At 36.4% G+C, this 19,247-nt stretch carries 19 protein-coding genes; all 19 read left to right on the forward strand.

Translation table 11 applies throughout. From position 1 onward, the window contains the following. Positions 1-815, forward strand: an 815-nt coding sequence (locus tag AWW78_RS06660; protein WP_082359560.1) for a TrpB-like pyridoxal phosphate-dependent enzyme, incomplete at its 5' end; no start/stop codon positions are given. A gap of 32 nt (positions 816-847) precedes the next feature. Continuing rightward, positions 848-1,648: a glutamate--tRNA ligase gene (gene gltX / locus AWW78_RS10740; RefSeq protein ID WP_244884397.1), complete on the forward strand. Its 801-nt coding sequence runs from the start codon at positions 848-850 to the stop codon at positions 1,646-1,648. 42 nt (positions 1,649-1,690) lie between these two features. Then, positions 1,691-2,269, forward strand: coding sequence for a hypothetical protein (locus AWW78_RS10745; RefSeq protein WP_244884398.1), 579 nt, complete (start codon positions 1,691-1,693; stop codon positions 2,267-2,269). An 11-nt stretch (positions 2,270-2,280) separates the two neighbouring features. Next, the gene (gene def / locus AWW78_RS06670; RefSeq protein ID WP_047134679.1) at positions 2,281-2,868 is read left to right on the forward strand and encodes a peptide deformylase; all 588 of its coding nucleotides are present in this window, start codon (positions 2,281-2,283) and stop codon (positions 2,866-2,868) included. 26 nt (positions 2,869-2,894) lie between these two features. Beyond that, positions 2,895-3,890, forward strand: coding sequence for a methionyl-tRNA formyltransferase (fmt, locus tag AWW78_RS06675; protein ID WP_047134667.1), 996 nt, complete (start codon positions 2,895-2,897; stop codon positions 3,888-3,890). Between the two features lie 3 nt (positions 3,891-3,893). Next, the gene (locus AWW78_RS06680) at positions 3,894-5,357 is read left to right on the forward strand and encodes a hypothetical protein (protein ID WP_047134668.1); all 1,464 of its coding nucleotides are present in this window, start codon (positions 3,894-3,896) and stop codon (positions 5,355-5,357) included. 239 nt (positions 5,358-5,596) lie between these two features. After that, the gene (locus tag AWW78_RS06690) at positions 5,597-6,076 is read left to right on the forward strand and encodes a YIP1 family protein (protein WP_047134670.1); all 480 of its coding nucleotides are present in this window, start codon (positions 5,597-5,599) and stop codon (positions 6,074-6,076) included. Between the two features lie 5 nt (positions 6,077-6,081). Then, complete coding sequence (locus AWW78_RS06695; RefSeq protein ID WP_047134671.1) at positions 6,082-8,286, forward strand: hydantoinase/oxoprolinase family protein; 2,205 nt, start codon at positions 6,082-6,084, stop codon at positions 8,284-8,286. A 12-nt stretch (positions 8,287-8,298) separates the two neighbouring features. Continuing rightward, positions 8,299-9,156 carry an alpha/beta hydrolase gene (locus AWW78_RS06700; protein ID WP_075426172.1) on the forward strand — a complete coding sequence of 286 codons (858 nt, stop codon included), beginning with the start codon at positions 8,299-8,301 and terminating at the stop codon, positions 9,154-9,156. Beyond that, a complete protein-coding gene (locus AWW78_RS10655) occupies positions 9,153-9,299 on the forward strand; it encodes a hypothetical protein (protein WP_159420969.1) in 147 nt (48 codons plus the stop codon). Before AWW78_RS06700 ends, AWW78_RS10655 begins: the two co-directional genes overlap by 4 nt. Beyond that, positions 9,296-9,937, forward strand: a complete 642-nt coding sequence (locus AWW78_RS06705) for a ZIP family metal transporter (protein ID WP_075426173.1) — start codon at positions 9,296-9,298, stop codon at positions 9,935-9,937. The genes AWW78_RS10655 and AWW78_RS06705 overlap by 4 nt, the downstream gene beginning before the upstream one ends. Before the next feature lie 147 nt (positions 9,938-10,084). Then, entirely contained in the window at positions 10,085-11,398 is a 1,314-nt protein-coding gene (locus AWW78_RS06710; RefSeq protein ID WP_047134672.1) for an FAD-dependent oxidoreductase, read from the forward strand. Between the two features lie 4 nt (positions 11,399-11,402). Beyond that, positions 11,403-12,083: an N-acetylmannosamine-6-phosphate 2-epimerase gene (locus AWW78_RS06715; protein ID WP_047134673.1), complete on the forward strand. Its 681-nt coding sequence runs from the start codon at positions 11,403-11,405 to the stop codon at positions 12,081-12,083. A gap of 6 nt (positions 12,084-12,089) precedes the next feature. After that, on the forward strand, positions 12,090-13,448 hold the full coding sequence (locus tag AWW78_RS06720) for an FAD-dependent oxidoreductase (RefSeq protein WP_047134674.1): 1,359 nt from the start codon (positions 12,090-12,092) through the stop codon (positions 13,446-13,448). A 19-nt stretch (positions 13,449-13,467) separates the two neighbouring features. Next, complete coding sequence (locus tag AWW78_RS06725; protein WP_047134682.1) at positions 13,468-14,484, forward strand: NAD(P)H-dependent amine dehydrogenase family protein; 1,017 nt, start codon at positions 13,468-13,470, stop codon at positions 14,482-14,484. A gap of 14 nt (positions 14,485-14,498) precedes the next feature. Beyond that, positions 14,499-15,452, forward strand: a complete 954-nt coding sequence (locus AWW78_RS06730; protein WP_075426174.1) for a diacylglycerol/lipid kinase family protein — start codon at positions 14,499-14,501, stop codon at positions 15,450-15,452. Between the two features lie 11 nt (positions 15,453-15,463). Beyond that, a complete protein-coding gene (locus AWW78_RS06735) occupies positions 15,464-17,917 on the forward strand; it encodes a glycoside hydrolase family 94 protein (protein WP_047134675.1) in 2,454 nt (817 codons plus the stop codon). A 22-nt stretch (positions 17,918-17,939) separates the two neighbouring features. Then, positions 17,940-18,899 (forward strand): GTPase Era, encoded by a 960-nt coding sequence (era, locus tag AWW78_RS06740; RefSeq protein WP_047134676.1) that lies wholly within the window; start codon positions 17,940-17,942, stop codon positions 18,897-18,899. Between the two features lie 20 nt (positions 18,900-18,919). Further along, positions 18,920-19,247 (forward strand): DUF1015 family protein (locus AWW78_RS06745; protein ID WP_047134677.1); only part of this gene is annotated, 328 nt, incomplete at its 3' end.

Genomic DNA, 19,247 nt, shown 5'->3' on the forward strand with positions numbered 1-19,247 from the left:
CAAGCGAGGAAACACAGGTTGGTAAAAAAATTCTTGAAGCAGATCCGGATTCCCCGGGAAGTTTAGGTATTGCCATAAGTGAGGCTATTGAAGTTGCGATCTCAGATGAGAAAACTAAATATTCTCTCGGTAGCGTTTTAAATCATGTGCTTTTGCATCAAACTATAATTGGACTTGAAGCAAAGAAACAACTTGATAAAATCGATGAATATCCGACTATTGTTATCGGCTGTGTAGGTGGTGGTTCAAATTTCGCAGGGCTTGCTTTTCCTTTTTTGCTTGACAAGTTTTTGGAAAAGAAGAAAACACTTCGAGTCCTTGCAGTTGAGCCCGCAGCATGCCCAACCCTTACAAAAGGAATTTATAGTTATGATTATGGGGATAGCAGTAAATTAACTCCGCTTTTACCGATGTACACTTTGGGGCATGATTTCATTCCACCTAAAATCCATGCTGGTGGTTTGAGATACCATGGGATGAGTCCAATAATTAGTAAACTGTATGCTGATGGATTTATTGAGGCAAGGGCTTACACGCAAAATGAAGTTTTTGATGCAGCTTTAAGATTTTTCCAAACTGAGGGAATAGTTCCAGCTCCAGAATCTGCACATGCTATAAGAGCTGTTATAGATGAAGCAATTAGAGCGAGAAAGGAAAAAAAGGAGGAAGTGATACTATTTAACTTATCTGGTCATGGATTTTTTGATATGAGTGCATATCAAGATTATCTTTCGGGAGCACTTGAAGATGTAGTTTTAACTGATGAGGCTATTGATGAGTTAACTCGAAAGCTTTCATCATATCCAAAGCCGTAGGTAAAAAAGAAAAATTAATTCGTTATTGCAAATTGAAAACAAAAACAAGATTCGCACCAAGCCCAACAGGACACCTTCACATAGGTGGAGCAAGAACGGCAATTTTCAACTGGCTATTTTCGAGAAAAAATAAAGGTGATTTCTTTTTACGAATTGAGAATACAGACAGAGAGCGTTCAAGTGAAGAAATGGTTCAATCAATCGTTGATGGTTTAAAGTGGCTTGGGCTTAACTGGGACAATGATATCTACTATCAATCTGAACACATAAATGAATATGTATCTGCATGTTATGAACTTGTCAAAAGGGGCCATGCTTATTTTTGCTATTGCAGTGAAGAAGAACTCGAAATGAAAAGAAAGGAAGCGGAGCAAAAAAGAATTCCATATAAGTATGATAGAAAATGTCTTTACCTGAGCGAGGAGGAGAAATTAAAATACGAAAGAGAGGGAAGAGGTCGAACAATTAGATTTAAAGTTCCAGATGGTGAAACTGTGTTTTTTGATGTTGTTCATGGTGAGATAAGGTTTAAAAATTCTGAGATTGATGATTTTATTATACTTCGTTCGGATAACACGCCTGTTTATAATATGGCTGTCGTTGTGGATGATCATAACATGGAAATCACGCATGTAATTCGCGGAGATGATCATATTTCAAACACACCAAAACAGATTTTAATTTACCAAGCTTTTGGTTGGGATATTCCCGTTTTTGCACATGTCCCATTAATTCTTGGTCCTGACCGAAAAAGGTTGAGCAAAAGACATGGGGCAACTGCGGTTTTAGAATACAGAGATAAAGGTTTCCTTCCTGAGGCGATGTTTAATTAACTATGCTTTCTTGGTTGGTCACCGGGTGATAATAGAGAAATTATGAGCATTGAGGAGTTAATAGATGCTTTCGACATTACAAAAATTCAAAAGAAAAGCGCCATATTTGACCAAGCAAAGCTTGAGTGGATGAACAGTGAGTATATTAGAAGAAAAGAAAATGTTGAACTTTTGAAGCTTGTAAAACCATTTGTTGAAAAGCACGGGTATAAATTTGAAGATGATACATATCTGCTAAAAGTGATAACGCTAATGAAAGATAGGGTTAAAGTTCTCGAAGATTTTGTAACTTTTGGGAAATATTTCTTTGAAGATCCGGTTGACTATGATAGGGAAGGTATTGAAAAATATTGGAAAGATAAAACCAGTGAGATTTTAAGTGAATTTGTCAGTAGAATAGAAAAAATAGAAGATTACACCGCACCAGTAATTGAAAGGGAGTTGAGAAGTTTTGCTGATGAAAAGAATATCAAAGCAGGTGACTTAATTCATCCGATAAGATTGGCTATTACCGGCATGAGAATAAGTCCTGGGCTTTTTGAAGTAATGGAGGTTCTTGGGAAGGAAACAACGATAAGGAGAATTAAAAATGCTTTGGATAGGATTAGTGTAAAAAACTAATGGAGGTAAAAATGATCTTGCCAATTTATTTGTATGGTGATCCAATTTTTAAAAAACCGGCTAAAAAGGTGGAGAAAATAGATGATAAATTTATTGAAACTTTAAAGGATATGTTTGAAACCATGGAGGTTGCCGATGGAATTGGACTTGCTTCTACACAGGTTGGCATTCCATATTCTTTTGCTGTGATTGATCTTTCGGTTTATGAGGAGTATAAAGATTTTAAAAAAATGGTTATTATAAATCCAGAGATAATTTATTCAAGCGGTGAAGAGGTTATGGAAGAGGGTTGTTTAAGTATCCCGGGAATAAGGGCAGAGATAATAAGGCCTGATAAGATTGTTTTAAGATATCAAGACATTGATTTCAAGGTAAATGAAATTGAGTGCGAGGGACTTCTTGCGAGGGTTGTTCAACATGAGGTTGACCATTTATATGGGAAGTTTTTTATTGATTACTTGTCTCCGGTTAGGTTAAAAACACTTAAACCAAGGCTTGCGAAAATAAAAAAGGGCGAGGTTAAAACTCATTATCCCATAGTTGTGCCAGGGACAAAGAGGATTATAAATCCAGAACCTGAATCCGATAAAGATGTTTGATTTAAAAATTTACTTCGTTTAATCAGATGAAAATTATCTTCATGGGAACCCCGGAGTTTGCTATACCTTCACTTGATATCCTTATCAAAAACAATTATGATATTATAGCGGTTGTAACAGCGCCTGATGAACCGAAAGGTAGGGGTTATAAAATTTCGCCTCCGCCAGTTAAGATTTTTGCACTTGAACATGGCTTGAAAGTTATTCAGCCGGAGAATTTAAAAGATGAAAAATTCATCGATGCTTTAAAAAATTTATCACCAGATTTGATCGTTGTCGTTGCCTTTAGAATACTCCCGCCCGAGGTTTTCACCCTTCCACCGCTTGGCACTGTAAACGTCCACGCTTCTCTTTTACCCAAGTATCGTGGCGCTGCACCCATAAATTGGGCAATAATTAATGGTGAGAGAGAAACTGGAATCACAACATTTTTCATAAATGAAAGAGTTGACACGGGAAATATAATCTTGCAGAGAAAAATTTCGATAGATCCGGATGAAACCGCGGGTGAACTTCATGATAAACTTTCAAGGCTTGGCGCCGAGGTACTTCTTGAAACAGTTAAGTTAATTGAAAAGGGCTCTGTTCAAACATTTCCCCAGGATGACTCGCTTGCAACTCCTGCTCCCAAAATTAAGAAGGAAATGTGCCAGATAAATTGGCGTGAAAAAGATGCCCAACAAGTTCACAACTTTGTTCGAGGTCTTTCACCTAACCCATGTGCTTTTACTTTTCTAAACGGAAAACTTGTGAAAATATATAGAACGAAACTGCCATCATCAATCGATGTTGAAATTAATGACGCTGAGCCTGGGGAAATTTTAGTTTCAGAGAGAAGGGATAAAATATATGCTGTATGCACTGATTTAAATTTAGTTCAAATACTTGAACTACAAATCGAAGGGAAGAGAAAACTTAGCGCTGAAGAGTTTCTAAGAGGGTTTAAATTGAAATCAGGAGATAAATTTACGGTTTTAGATGCGAATGAGCTTAAAGCATTTTTGAAAAATAAAAAGGATTGAACGATGTTAACAATTGCTGGGATAGTAATAGTTTTCATTGTAATGGCTTTGCTTATGTTCTTGCGTGTTATCCCTGCGCTTATTGCTCTCCCACTAATGGCGTTTTTTATAGCCTTGATCGGTGGCATCCCGTTAGATGATATACTTGTTTATGTGATTGGAGAAGGCGCTTTCAGATTACATCAAGCATATACGATTACGATTTTCGGTGGCATGCTAAGTATTTTCATGCAGAAATCTGGAATTGCTGAAAGCTTTATAAGAAAGGGGGCGGAACTTGCGGGTGATAACCCTTTTTATGTGAGTTTAATTATCTTAATTTTGACTTCAATTTTATTCACAACCCTTGGAGGACTTGGGGCAATAGTTATGGTTGGAACAATCGTGCTCCCTATTATGAGCTCCGTTGGAATAAGCCCTGGAATAATCGCTGGGGTCTTTTTAATTGGGTTAAGTATAGGTGGAATTTTAAATGCGCAAAACTGGGCATTGTATATCAACATTTTAAATGTCCAGTTTGAAACGGTTCGAACTTTTGCACTTTATCTTTTCTTTGTGTCTTTGGCGGTTGCCATCGCTTTTATCATTGTTGAATTGAAAAGGGACAGGATAATTAAAAGTTTTAAGTTTATCTTAAACTTTAAATTTCTCTTAACCCTTGCTCTGCTTATAGCATTTTTTCTTATTTTTTTAACATTGGGTAAGGTTGAAAGGTTATTTCCAGATAACTTAAAGAATATCTTTAAGTTGATCGGGGAAATTTTATTAATCCTTTTTCTAAGTTATCTTTTTATCAAGTTTATCTTTAATGCAATATCTCCTTCACATTTGGGACAGTTAAGATGGTATGCTTTGTTAACGCCGATTGTGCCGCTGGTTATAGTTTTTGCGCTTGGAAGCAAATATTTCATTTTTGCCTTTGTTGCTGGTTTATTTTACGGTTTTATCACGACATTTAGAAAGGGCAGTTTAAATTTGCTTATGCAATCAATTATAGAAGGTGGAAGTAGCGTAATTCCTGCAGTTGCGCTAATGATTGGGATTGGCATGCTCCTTAACGCAATTTTAGGTCCGTCTGGTTGGGGACATGGAGAGTGGAAGGTGTATGCGCAACTGAAACCTTTATTTAAGGCGATAGTTCCAAGTTCACCTGTCTTATACGTAGCGGTTTTTTCATTGTTAAGCCCATTGGCACTTTATCGTGGACCTTTAAATGTTTGGGGATTGGGCTATGGAATCGCAACGCTTATTTCATCGCCTGTGGGAACACTTCCACCAGCTTCAGTTATGGGATTGTTGCTTTCCGTCGGGCAGATCCAAGGTGTTTGCGACCCCACTAATACACATAATGTTTGGATAGCGAATGAGTTAAAAATCGATGTGAACCAAATTTTAAGAAAAACATTCCCATACATGTGGAGCCTTGCAACAGTTGGGTTAATAATTTCGGCGATGATGTTTTTATAAAACTTTTACATATAAATTTATGCTTTGTCCGATATGTGGATTTGAAAATTCAAAGTTTAATGTAAAGTGTAAAAATTGCGCCGCATTTCTTCAAGATCAGGTTTATGTTTTGAACTTGTTTGAAATTTTAAGTTTATTGTTTGTCAATCCTTCAAAGGGTTTTCACAAGATAATTCTATCAAAGCGAAAAAATTTTTCAATTTTACTTGCTTCGCTTTTTGGAATTGCGATGTCTTTGGATGTTTTTTTACTTCGCTAAAGCTGGGGAAAAGTTTGAAAATTTGATTTTTTTGATCCTTAACATGCTTTGGCTTGGGGTTATTCTTGGGGGTTTGTTTGTATTTTTAATCTCACTTATTTTGAAAGCCTTGCTTTTCAAATATAGAGATATAAAATTTAAAGACTATTTTGCGATTGTTTCATACTCAGCGTTTCCACTTGCTTTGTCGGTTCTTTTTCTTTTGCCATCTATACTTGCCGTCTTTGGGATTTACTATTTCACTGAATCGCCAGAACCTGATAAGCTTAAACCAATTCCTTTTTATATTTTTTATGGCATTGGTTGGATTTTAAAAGCTTACTCAGTTTTATTATTACTGTTTGGATTAAAACATATAACTGAGAATTTTTTCGAAAGTTTAATTTATGTACTTTTGACTTCGATTTCTTCACTCGTTTTATTAAATTTATTAACAGAAGCAGTTAAAATCATGTTATAAAAGGAATGCGAAGAATAAAGATAGGAATCGATGTTGGTGGGACATTTACCCATGCTGTTGCAATTGATGTAGATTCACTTGAGATAGTTGCGAAGAGTTGTGTCCCTACCACTCATTCTGCAAAGGAAGGGGTTGCACTTGGGGTTATTCAAGCGATGAATAAAATTTTAAGCGATGGAAACATAGATCCAATAGATCCAGATGATGTTATTTTAATTGCGCATAGCACAACGCAAGCGACGAACGCACTTCTCGAAGGTGATGTTGCCAAGGTTGGGATAATTGGGATGGGAACGGGAATAGATATGATAAGGGCGAAAGGTGAAACGAATGTTGGAAAGATTCCACTCGGCAATGGGAAATTCATAGAGACATTTCACACTTTTATTGACTCGAAAATTTTTGGAACCGAAAAATTAGAAGAGGAAGTAAATAGAGCGGTAAAACAACTGATTTCCAATGGTGCTGAGGTTTTTGTTGTAAGTGAGGCATTTGGGGTGGATGATCCATCGAGGGAAGAAAGAGTGGTTGAAATTATAAAAGACATGGGCAAAGTGGCAACCCCTGCATCCATGATTTCCAAACTTTATGGGCTTCGGGTTAGAACAAGGACTGCAGTTGTGAACGCATGTATGCTTCCGAAGATGATTGAAACAGCTGAAATAACATCTTACGCTGTTAAAAATGCTGGAATAAAAGCGCCGCTGATGATAATGAGAAGCGATGGTGGGATTATGACGGCTGAAGAAATGAAAAGAAGACCCATAATGACGATATTATCGGGACCAGCTGCTGGCGTTGCTTCAGCGCTTATGTATGTTAAAATAACCGATGGAATTTTTATTGAAGTCGGTGGAACAAGTACAGATATTTCTGTGATAAAAAATGGAAAACCGATGATCCGAAGCGCTGAAGTTGGAGGGAATAGGCTATATCTTAAAACTCTTGATGTTAGAACGCTTGGAATTGCGGGTGGTTCAATGGTACGAATGTCGGATAATTTTAAAAGTGTAATTGATGTTGGTCCAAGAAGTGCACATATCGCTGGATTAAAGTATGTCTCATTTTCAGAGCCTGAAAACTTTGATGATATTGAATTTGTATTAATTCAACCTAAGCAAGGTGATCCGTCAGATTATGTAGCCATAAGAAGAAAAGGTTCGGATAAACCAGAATTTGCTATCACAACAACTGATGCGGCTAACTTTTTGAACTTGATAAGTCCAAATGGTTATAGCAGAGGAAATTTTGAATCGGTTGGGAAAATTTTCGTGAAACTTTCCCAGCTTATGGGAAAACCTGCTGATTTGATAGCGAGGGATATACTTGACATTGCTGTTAATAAGATAAAAGGTGTCATTTTAGATTTAATAAAAGAGTATAAACTTGACACGGAGCTTGTCACTCTTGTTGGTGGGGGTGGTGGTGCGGAGGTTATAGTTCCGTATCTTGCAAATAAATTAGGTCTTGAATATAAAATCGCGGAAAATTCCGAAGTTATATCTGCAATCGGAGCAGCTCTTGGAATGATAAGGGAGAGTATAGAAAGGGTTGTTCCAAATCCAACTGAGGAAGATATTCTTAAAATAAGAAACGATGCTGTCGCATCAGCTATTCGCATGGGTTCAAAGCCTGAGACAATTCAAGTTGCTATTGAAATTGACAGACAAACGAAAAGAATTACAGCTATCGCCACTGGAACGCCCGATTTTAAGGCGGGTGATATTGTGAAGAAATCCTTGAGCGATGACGAGCTTTATAAAATAGCTGAAAAGTCGTTCAAAAGTTTACTAAAGAGATACACATACAGTAATGGAGGATATCTTAAAGTTATCGCAGAGAATAACTTCTATAAGATTTTTGGCATGGAGCTTGAGCGAAAAAAATTTCTCTTTTTAAGGGATAAGTTAAAACCTGTGAAGGTATTTGATACCGAAGGAAATCTAAAACTTCAGTTTTTAAATGCGAATGTGGTTGAAACAAATCCAAATGGATTTGAAAAAGTTCTTTCACATGTAATTGATAACTTTACCATTTACGGTGATGCTGGGGCTATTGCCCCAGATGTATTTTTGATTTATGGGCCAAAGATAATTGATTTAACTGGGGTGATGTTCAAAGAACAGATGCTTTCGGTAGCAAGAGCTGAGCTGAAAAGTTCAAGCTTGCTTGACGAAAAAATTATAATTATTGCTGAAGAACGAACATAAAGGATCATTGAAATGCTGTTGTTTTCAAAAATCATAAAGCGCGCTCAACTTGTTCCACTTTTAATTCTTCTATTTGGGGGAACGCTTTTAACCCAGGGGAAAGTTCATGTTATCCTTGACAGTATTTACTCAAAAGCTACCGATGGCTATAGAAAATTTTATGTTATTCTACCGAGAAATTACAATGAGACTGAAGAACGATATCGAGTCCTGTATTTGCTTCATGGCTACTCTGGAAATCATACCGATTGGCTAAATAAGACATCTTTAATTAAATATGTTAGTAACTATCCACTTCTTGTTATAACACCCGAAGCGGACAACAGTTGGTATACAAACTCGCCAACTTTTAAAAACAAAAATTATGAAGATTACATAATCACCGAATTAATTCCTTATGTTGAAAGAAAGTATCGTGTGCTTTCGGCAAAGCATGGAAGAGCGATAGCAGGTCTTTCAATGGGAGGCTATGGTGCTGTTAAACTCGCGCTGAAGTATCCGAATTTATTCTACTATGTTGGTTCCTTTAGCGGGGCTTTTAATTGGAAAGATTTGATCAAAATGGACAAAAGTCAAATAAGTCAAAGTTTAAAAGAGTTTTTTGGCGAGAGTGAAAGTGAACATTGGGATAAAAATGATATATTTGTTATCGTTGAAAAGATAGAAACTTTTAATTTACCATACTTTTACATCTTGTGCGGTAAAGATGACACTATTGAAGGACTTCTTGAATCTAACAGAGAGTTTGTTGAAAAATTACGTCGTAAAGGAATTCTTTACGAGTATCATGAATTGCCTGGTGGACATGATTGGCTTCTATGGGATGTTGGAATAAATAATTTTCTCAAAAAACTACTTACCAAAAAATGATAGGAAAAACTAAGATGGCTCAAGTTTCCATTGAGAACAACAGACAAGTAAAAAGAGCCTTAGTCATCATCATTGAGATATTAAATTTAAAAGCGGGCAAACATTTTGAAAAAGTAAATCAAGAAATTGGTGTTGGTTTATGATTCTGTTATATATTGTTTTTTCAACAATAATTGTATCTTTAGTTTCCCTAATAGGGATAGTATTTATAAACAAAAAGTTGGAAGAACTTCAAAAGGTAAGTTTTTACCTTGTAAGTTTTTCTGCAGGTGCTTTGATAACAGGTAGTTTTCTTCATCTTATACCAGAGGCATTGGAGAAAAAATTTACCGCAATTTATTCCATTATTTTCGGAATCTTTTTCTTTTTTATCCTTGAAACATTTTTGAAATGGAGACATTGCCATGAGCTGGAATGTGAACAACATACATTTGTCCCAGTAAATCTTCTTGGTGACTTCTTTCATAATTTCATCGATGGAGTTTTTATAGCATCATCTTATCTTGTTGATTTTAACCTTGGCGTAATTACAACCCTTGGGGTTATATTTCATGAGGTTCCCCAAGAGCTTGGAGATTACGGGGTTTTAATTTATGCTGGACTTTCTCCTAAAAAAGCGCTCAATCTAAATTTCATCGTTTCTTTAACATCTATTTTAGGCGGAATTTTGGGGTTCTTTTTCCTTGAAAAATTTAAATTCTTTATCCCTTATATCCTTGGTTTAACTGCGGGAAATTTTCTTTATCTTTCGTTAACTGATTTAGTTCCAGAGTTGCCATGAAGCAAATACAGGACTCGATATCGTTCTTCAGTCTCATTGTAATTTCTCGGTAGAATAACATAAAATTTTCTTCAAATAGTCATTTTTAAAGATGCAGTTTGAGCTTCTTAATGTGGAAAATAGGTAACATTAAAAATTGACAAAATAATGAAAGAGCAAAGAAAGGTAATTTTAAAAATACCCAAAAAAGTTAAAACTGTTGAGGCGGATGTTGTCGTGGTTGGTGGTGGTTTGAGTGGAGTTACGACAGCGTTAACATGTGCAAGCAATGGTTTAAAGACCTTTTTAGTGGAAAAGTATGGATTTCCCGGTGGCCTTATCTCAACTGCGTTTGCCTATCCTTTAAGAGTGTTTAATTTTCAAAGAAACTTCGATGAATTGTTTACTGAGGAAGGAACTGAAACAATTAAATATCCGATTTTTTCAACACTGATAAGATATCTCTTAAAAAATAAAGCAGTACCCCAATTTATCTATCCTGACCCGTTGAAAATATCGGGTGGGGTAATTCCATTCGATTTGGAAATGTTTAAAAACACGATGCTTGAACTTCTTCTTGATTTCAAGATCGATTTGCTTTTTCATGCTACATTTGTAAGAGCAAAGTTGATGGGGGACACAGTATCATCAATTTTAGTGCTTGGGAAGGAGGGATTGATCGAAGTAAAGGGGAAATATTTTGTCGATGCAACTGGAAATTGTGCTGTTTTCAAATCTATAGATGAAAATTTGACGAGAAAAGTTAAATCTTTTGCGAGATATAATTTTGTCATATGTGGCTGTGATTTCAGCAAAGATGATGATAGAATTGTCTGTGAAACTGTCAAGATAGAAAATTTCACATACCATGCGTACATTGTTGAAAAAGACGGTATGAAAGTTGCAATTTATGAGTTGCCCATAAAAAATCATTGTATTGTGTTTGGCTTATCTGATAATTCTGACAATGAATTCATCCCCGATGACCTTGTTTTAATTAGCATGATGGAGGAGAGATTGCAATTAAAAGTTCATTCTTTCCTTGAGTATTTGAGGCAATTTAAACCTTTTGAGAAGGCTAATATTTCAATGTTCCCAGCACAAATTTATTTTACGGAGAGTTGCAGAATTAACGGAATGTATACATTAACTTCTGAAGATGTTTTCAACAATAAAAGCTTTGACGATGAGATCGCGGTGCTTAAAATATCTGTGATCGCTGAGAGTTTGTTTCCTTGTGTTCTCGCTCCAGATAAAAAATTTGACAATTTAATAATCCGTGTGCCTTTTTCATCTTTTTTAACAAGAATTAAAAATCTAGTTGCGGTTGGCAGAAACGCAAGCGTAAGCGAAGATTTAAAATTTGTTCTTTACTCTTTCCCACTTGCTGTGAAAACATCAGAAAGCATAGGAAGGCTTATATCTTTTGCATATAAAAACAACTTGAAATTAAATCAAATTGCTAGAACAAAAACCAAGTGAACGAATGAAGGCAGAGGTTTTGGATAAATTGAAGAATGGAATCATTGTTTCTTGCCAGCCTGATGAGTTTGGGCTTTTTTCAAGGACTGAGTTTATAGTCGAGTTCGCAATTGCAGCTGAGCTTGGCGGTGCTACAGGAATTAGAACGGAAGGTTTAGAAAATATTAAAGCCGTAAAAGATAAGGTTAAAATTCCCGTGATTGGACTTATAAAAGGTAAATACCCCGATGGAAGTGTGCTTATAACGCCAGACGTAGAAGCAGTTCAAAAAGTAATTGAATCTGGAGCTGATATAGTTGCAATTGATGTGACATCAAGGGATGAGAGATTTAAAATTTTTGAAGAGATCAGGGAAAGATATAAAGATGCAATTTTGATGGCTGATGTTTCAACTTATGAAGAGGGAGTTATATCCGCTGAGCTTGGGGCTGATGTTGTTGCAACAACGTTGGCTGGTTACACTCCTTATACAAAGCATTCATTCAAAAAATATGAACCTGATTTTGATCTCGTTTATAAACTTGCGAGCACCCTTAAAGTCCCGATTATCGCTGAGGGTCGCATATGGACGGTTGAACAAGCGAAGAAGATGTTTGAGATTGGGGCTCACGCTGTCGTCATCGGTTCTGCTATAACAAGGCCAAGGTTAATTGTTCAAAGATTCGTTGAGGAAATTCAGAAGTGAAATAATATGAAAAAAACTTTACAAAATATCATTGAGTTTGAAGAGTTTGATGTTATAGTTGCAGGAGCAGGAATAGCGGGAGTTTGCTCTGCTATTGCTTCGGCAAGGGAGGGAGCAAAAACTATCTTAATAGATCGATATGGATTTTTAGGTGGGATGTCGACAGCTGGCATGGTCTCACCATTTATGAAATATTGGATAGAGGATGAATTTGACGGGAGAGTTAAACCTTTAGTTGGAGGGGTGTTTGAGGAAATCGTAAAGGGAATGGAGAAAATAGGTGGGGTCATAGATAATGGGTTTAACGCATGGGCTTTTAGAAAAGTTGTGAATGAACTGTTGTGTGAAGCTGGCGTTAAAACTATAAGACATGCTTTAATTTTTGGTGTTGAGTTTGAAAATGTTAATCGAAAAAGAAAGATTACTTCTTTAATCTTGAACTATAATTCCAAATTTTATCGCTTTCCTGGAAAAGTTTTTGTCGACACAACTGGAGATGCTGAAATTGTTTACCTTGCAAATGCGGGTTGGATGAAAGGTGATGAAAAAACTGGGTTAACACAAGCGATGACATTATTTTTTAGAGTTGGTGGGATCGATGTCAAGAAAGCAGTTGATTTTGTGCGAGCAAATCCCCAACAGTTTTATCCCTGGTCGACTTCTGAGTATATCCTAGGTCGCATAGTTTCAATTGCTGGCTATTTTGATCTTGTAAAGGAAGGGAAGATAAAAGGTTTGCTTCCGGAAGAGATCGAATACATCTTTTTTACGACTTTGCCTGAGGAGGGGGAAGCATCTTTTAACACAACTAATATACTTGGGCTTGATGGGACAAGTTCGTTTGATTTAACGAAAGCAGAGATAGAGGGACGAACTCAGATGTTGCAAATTTATAATTTCCTTAAAGAAAAAATTCCAGGATTTGAAAATTCATATTTACTTGAATCAGGGATACAGGTTGGAGTGCGAGAGACTCGAAGAGCAATAGGGGAGTATATTATTTCTGGTGAAGATATTCTGAAAGCTCGTAAATTTAAAGACGCTATAGCCAGGGCTTGTTATGGAATTGACATTCATGGTCAAAGAGGAGAAAAATCTAGATTGGAACATTTGAAAGAAGGACAATATTATGAAATACCATTGAGAGCTTTGATTGTTAAAAAGGCATATAATTTGCTCGTCGCTGGTAGAAATATTTCTTCAACGAGGGAAGGTCATTCAGCTTTGAGAATTCAAGCAACATCTGCAGCAACGGGAGAAGCAGCAGGCGTTGTTGCAAGCTTGGCTGTAAAGTTTAACAGGGATGTAAGAAAAGTCCCCTACGAAATCATTAGTGAAAAATTAAAAGCACGTGGAAATATTTAAAACAAAAAGAGTAAAAGCCATGACTAAGAAAATCAATGCAGTTCAATTTGGGCTTGGTCCTATAGGACAGCTTTGCGCAAAAACAATACTTCAAAAACACAGCGGCAGAATTAATTTAGTGGGTGCGGTTGATATTGATCCCTCTAAAGTTGGTAAGGATATTGGCGAGTTAGTTGGGGTTGGGAGCACTGGGATCATAGTTGAAAATAACATTAAAAGCATCGTTAAGAAACATAAAGTAAATCTTGTATTTCACACCACGACTTCCTTTATGGAAGATGTGAAGGAACAGATTATTGACTTGATAAAATTGAAATTAAATGTTGTCTCATCAACCGAGGAATTGTTTTTCCCATGGTTTAGAAATCGTCAGATTGCTGAGGAGATTGATTTACTTGCTAAGAAATTTAAAGTTAGAGTTTTGGGAACTGGGGTTAATCCTGGATTTGTAATGGATGTGTTGCCTTCAGTTTTAACGCAGGTCTGCACGGAAGTTAAAAAGATAAGGGTTGAAAGAGTTGTAAATGCATCAAAAAGAAGGTTACCGCTTCAGTTGAAGATCGGTGCTGGTTTAAAGGTTGGGGATTTTAAAGCCAAAAAAGCAACTGGGAAATTTGGTCACATTGGACTTGTTGAATCATTGCAATTTTTGGCTTATATTTTAAACATACAACTTGACGAGATAAAAGAGGAACTGAACCCGATAGTAACGAAGAGAAATTTAAAAACCGAATATTTGACGATTCAAAAAGGAAGGGTCGCTGGGATACATCATACAGCGATAGGATTTAAGAATGGGCAGGATGTTATAACTCTTGATTTAAAGATGTATGTTGGCGATCATAAAGATTACGACGCAGTTTACATAGATGGAGAGCCACCGATAAAAATGAAAGTTTTAAATGGAATTTTTGGTGATGTTGCTACTGTAGGAAGCTTGATTAACTCTGCTTATTTAATTTTTAATGCAAAACCTGGGCTTATAACTATGGCAGATATTGGACTACCCCATGGATTTTTAAGGCAACGACAATAAAAAGAGGTTCAAACTTGTCCTACAAATTTGTTTTATCAAAATGGTTTGCGCTTGGAAATGAGTTAAAAACACACATAGTGTTAAATCCATACGCCGGAAGATGGAAGGGTGCGAAACTTTATCACAAACTTATCCAATATGTAAGGCATCTGAAATATCTTGAGAGGTTTCAGGTAACCACAGCACCTGGTGAGGCAATACAAATTGCTCGAGACACGCCGGCTGAACTCGTCGTTGCTGCTGGAGGTGATGGCACAGTTAATGAAATTGTAAATGGTATTTTACAAAGCAATTCAGAAAAACTTCTTGGGGTTATCCCAATAGGTTCAGGGAACGATTTTGCTAAAATGTTAAATTTAAAACCATTTAAAATAAAGGTTGCTATTGAATCGATAAAAAGAAGAAGGATAACGACTTCGGATGTCGGCATAATTAGATTTATTGACGAATTTGGTAACTCTGGAGAAAGATTTTTTATAAATGGAGTTGGGGTTGGATTTGACGCGGTGGTTGCAAATGAAAGTCGGAAGATAAAGCATTTGCGTGGTATTTTACTTTATTTGCTTGCCTTGCTCAAAAGTTTAAAAGATTATGAAACCCCAGAAATGGAAGTGTATATTGATGGCAAGAAAATAAAAGAAAAAATTTTCCTTGTCGCTGTTGGAAATGGTAAGTCAGCCGGCGGTGGTTTTTTGCTCACGCCTGATGCAAAAATTAACGATGCTTTGCTTGATGTATGCCTTGTAAGTGATTTATCTATTTTAAGAGTACTTCAAGTTCTTCCAACAGTGCTTAAAGGTAAGCACATACAGTATCCTGAGGTAACGATGTTTAAGGCAAAGGAAATTGAAATAAGTTCAAATTCAAATCTGACGATGCACGCAGATGGCGAAATAATCGGGACATCTCTAAGATGGATAAAAATTTCAATTATCCCATCAGCAGTTGAGGTAATATCAAACATATAAAGGAATAGAAGATGAAAAATTTTCAAGTGAATAAATATGGCTATTTCACTGAAGATGGTAAGGAATTTGTAATTACAACTCCTAAAACTCCAGCGCCGTGGATGAACTATATTTGGAATGGCAGATGGGCTGGACTTGTAAGTCATACTGGTGGAGGATATAGTTTTTACTTAACTCCGCGTGACAATCGCTTGACAAGATATAGGTATAATTGTCTTCCATGGGATCAGCCGGGACGGTATATTTATGTTAGGGATAAAAAAATAGCCAACTATTTCTCTCTTAGTTGGGCACCGACAATTGAGTTAAAGTATGATTATTATGAGTGCAGGCATGGACTTGGATATACGAAAATTATCACTGAGAATTTAGGTATAAGAGGAGAAGTTACTTACTTCGTTCCACGTGATTATGACATTGAAATATGGCTTGTGAAGCTAAAAAACTTGACAAATGAAAGAAGGGATCTCGATATATTCGCTTATATCGAACTTATAATGGGAAACGCTCTCAACGATTTGATAAATCAACCGAACGACAAACACTTTCCAGATGTGTATTTCGATGGCGATCTGAAATCAATCGTTGCGACGAGAAGGTACTGGGTAACAAATAGAGGTGTAAGCGTTGCGCAGCCAAATCATGCATGGCCATATTATCTCATCTTTTCGACATCGCTTGAAATTAAAGGTTTTGATGGGGATAAAGAAAAATTTATAGGTAGATGGAGAAGCAATGCTAATCCTGAAGCGGTCGAATTAGGAAGTTGCTTTAATACTGAAATAACCGCCGGGGATCCGTGCGCAGTTATTCAGTCCGAACTTGAACTTGAGGAAGGTGAAGAGAAGGAATTCGTGTTTTTTATGTTTCTTGTGGATAAACCCTCACTTCATACCAATGAAAGGCTGAAAAGAAATTCAAAGGCATATAATAAAGCAAGTGAAATTTTAAATAAGTTTAAAAATCTTGGCTTCGTACATCAAAAGTTTGACGAATTGAAAAAATATTGGGATGATTATCTTAAAACACTTCAAGTGAAAACCCCGGATGAAAAATTAAATCTTTTTGTCAACGTTTGGAACAGGTATCAAATAGCCGTGACCTTTGATATGTCAAGAAACGCCGGCTATTATCATGGAGGTTTGTTATTTGGCACGGGAATAAGAGATCAAATGCAAGATATTTTCGGGGAGTTAATCGCAAATCCAAAGAGAGTTAGGGATAGAATTCTTGAGGTTTGTAGTTATCAGTTCAAAGATGGGAGCATGCTACATAATTTTTTTAGAATATCAAGAACAGGTGAAAAAACAGGCCATTGCGATACACCTCTTTGGTTACCTTTTGGCATCATCACTTATTTGAAAGAAACGGCGGATTTTAACTTACTATATGAAAAAGTGGAATATTATGATGGTGGTAGTGGCACAGTTTTACAGCATTTGATAAAAGCGATTGAATATTCATTGAACAATTTAGGGAAACATGGTTTGCTTAAATTTGGTCGAGGGGACTGGAATGACACATTGGATTATGTTGGGGTTAAGGGCAAAGGAGAAACAGTGTGGGGTTCGGAGTTTCTTGCGTATATTTTGAGAGAAGTAATTGAGTTATTCAACTATCTCGGTCTCAAACAATTTCTGAAAAAATATTCTGAAGAATACTTAAAAATTGCCAATAATATAAACAGATTTTGCTGGGATGGAAAGTGGTATATACGGGGATTTAAAGATGATGGGAAACCTTTTGGCTCTTCAAAGAATCGGGAGGGTAAAATTTTTGCCAATCCACAAGCCTGGGCTGTGATAAGTGGAATTGCTGATGAAGAGCGAACGAAGATGTGTCTTAAATCCGTGGAGAAATATCTTGACACACCGAAAGGACCTAAGATTTTGCATCCCCCGTTTACCAAGGTTGATCCAAGTATCGGGCTTGCAACTCGATGTGTCCCTGGGAAAAAAGAAAATGGCGCAATTTTCAATCATGTGGCAAGCTGGGTTTTCTTGGCTGAGTTAATTGCTGGAAATGCAGAAAGAGCTTATCAAATATATCATGCTACACTGCCATTAAATAATGCCATTGACGCTGATTTGTATAAAATGGAGCCATATGTATATTCGGAATATGTGACAAGCCCAGATCACCCTTCATTTGGGGAGGCAAGTCATTCATGGTTGACGGGATCTTCAGATTGGTTTTTCAAAAGCGTTGTTGAATATATGCTTGGGGTTAGGCCCACTTACGCTGGTTTGTTAATCGACCCATGCATTCCATCAAGCTGGAAGAGTTTTAGTGTGAATAGGCTCTTTCGTGGCGTTGAATATAGAATCGAAGTTTTAAATCCGGACGGCGTTAATAAGGGAGTTAAAGAAATATGGGTGGATGGGAAAAAATACGGCGATCGTATTCTTCCAGTTTTTAAAAAGGGAAGCATTTGCGAAGTAAAGGTTATCATGGGAAAAATTTAAAATTAAATTGAACTTGATCCTTATGCAAGATAAAGAAAAAGAAATCGAAGAGACAAAACTTGAAATTCCAAGCGACTTTAAAGCTGGATATGTTGCCATAGTTGGTGAACCGAACGTTGGGAAATCAACTTTACTTAACACCTTGCTTCAACATAAAATTTCAATAGTCACACCCAAACCACAGACGACGAGACATAAAATAATTGGAATAATGACCGGCGAGAATTATCAGATTGTTTTTCTAGATACGCCAGGTTTGATCAAGCCGAGATATTTGCTTCAGGAGGTGATGATGGAATATGCTGAATCTGCTTTAAAAGACGCAGATATAATTTTGTTCATGGTCGATGTAAAAAAGGTTAAAACCAATGAAGCCATTGTCAAAACTTTGCCATTTGAAATATTGAAAAAATATGTTGAAGAGAAACCAATAATTTTAGTTATAAACAAAGTGGACCTTATCAATAAGCTTGAAGTTTTACCGATGATTGATTTCTTTAGCAAAGTTTTTCCTTTCAAAGAGATCGTCCCAATATCAGCATTGAAGGGACAAAATATAGATGAACTTAAAAAGGTTTTGATTCAATATCTCCCCACACATCCGCCTTTTTATCCGCCAGATATGATTACAGAACATCCAGAGAGATTTTTCGTCGCTGAGATAATTCGCGAAAAAATTTTTCAACTTTGTCGACAGGAAATACCTTACTCAACAACTGTATCTATAGTTGAATTTAAGGAAGCGCAAAATGAGGGAGAGAGGGATTATATAAGTGCTGAGATCTATGTTGAGAAGGAATCGCAGAAGGGGATCATAATTGGTAAAGATGGACAAATGCTCAAGAAAATTGGAACGCTTGCGCGAGAGGAAATAGAATGGTTTCTGGGAAGACCTGTTTATCTGGAGTTATATGTTAAGGCAAGAAAAAAATGGCGTGATAGTAAAGTGTGGTTAAAGAGGCTGGGTTATACGGTTGATTAGAAAGAAAATAAAAATTTAAAATGCCGGAGATAAAACCGTTTAAAGGTTTAATTTATAATTTAAGTTTGCCCATTCAAAGGCTTGTCGCACCGCCCTACGATGTAATCTCAGATAGGGAAAGAGATGAACTGTACGAACTTCATCCCTATAATGTGATACGATTGATTTTAAACCGAGATGAAAACAGATATGAGAGCGCAAAAAACTTCTTTGAAACATGGCTCAGGGATGGAATTATTACAGAAAGGGACAAAGAAGCAATTTTTGTTTATGAACAAGGATTTAAATATGATGGCAAAGGTTATACACGAATTGGGATCATTTGCTTGATGAAGCTTGAGGAATTCG

Origin of the sequence: Candidatus Kryptonium thompsonii (assembly GCF_001535985.1) — a bacterium.
Taxonomy (GTDB): Bacteria; Bacteroidota; Ignavibacteria; order Kryptoniales; family Kryptoniaceae; genus Kryptonium; species Kryptonium thompsonii.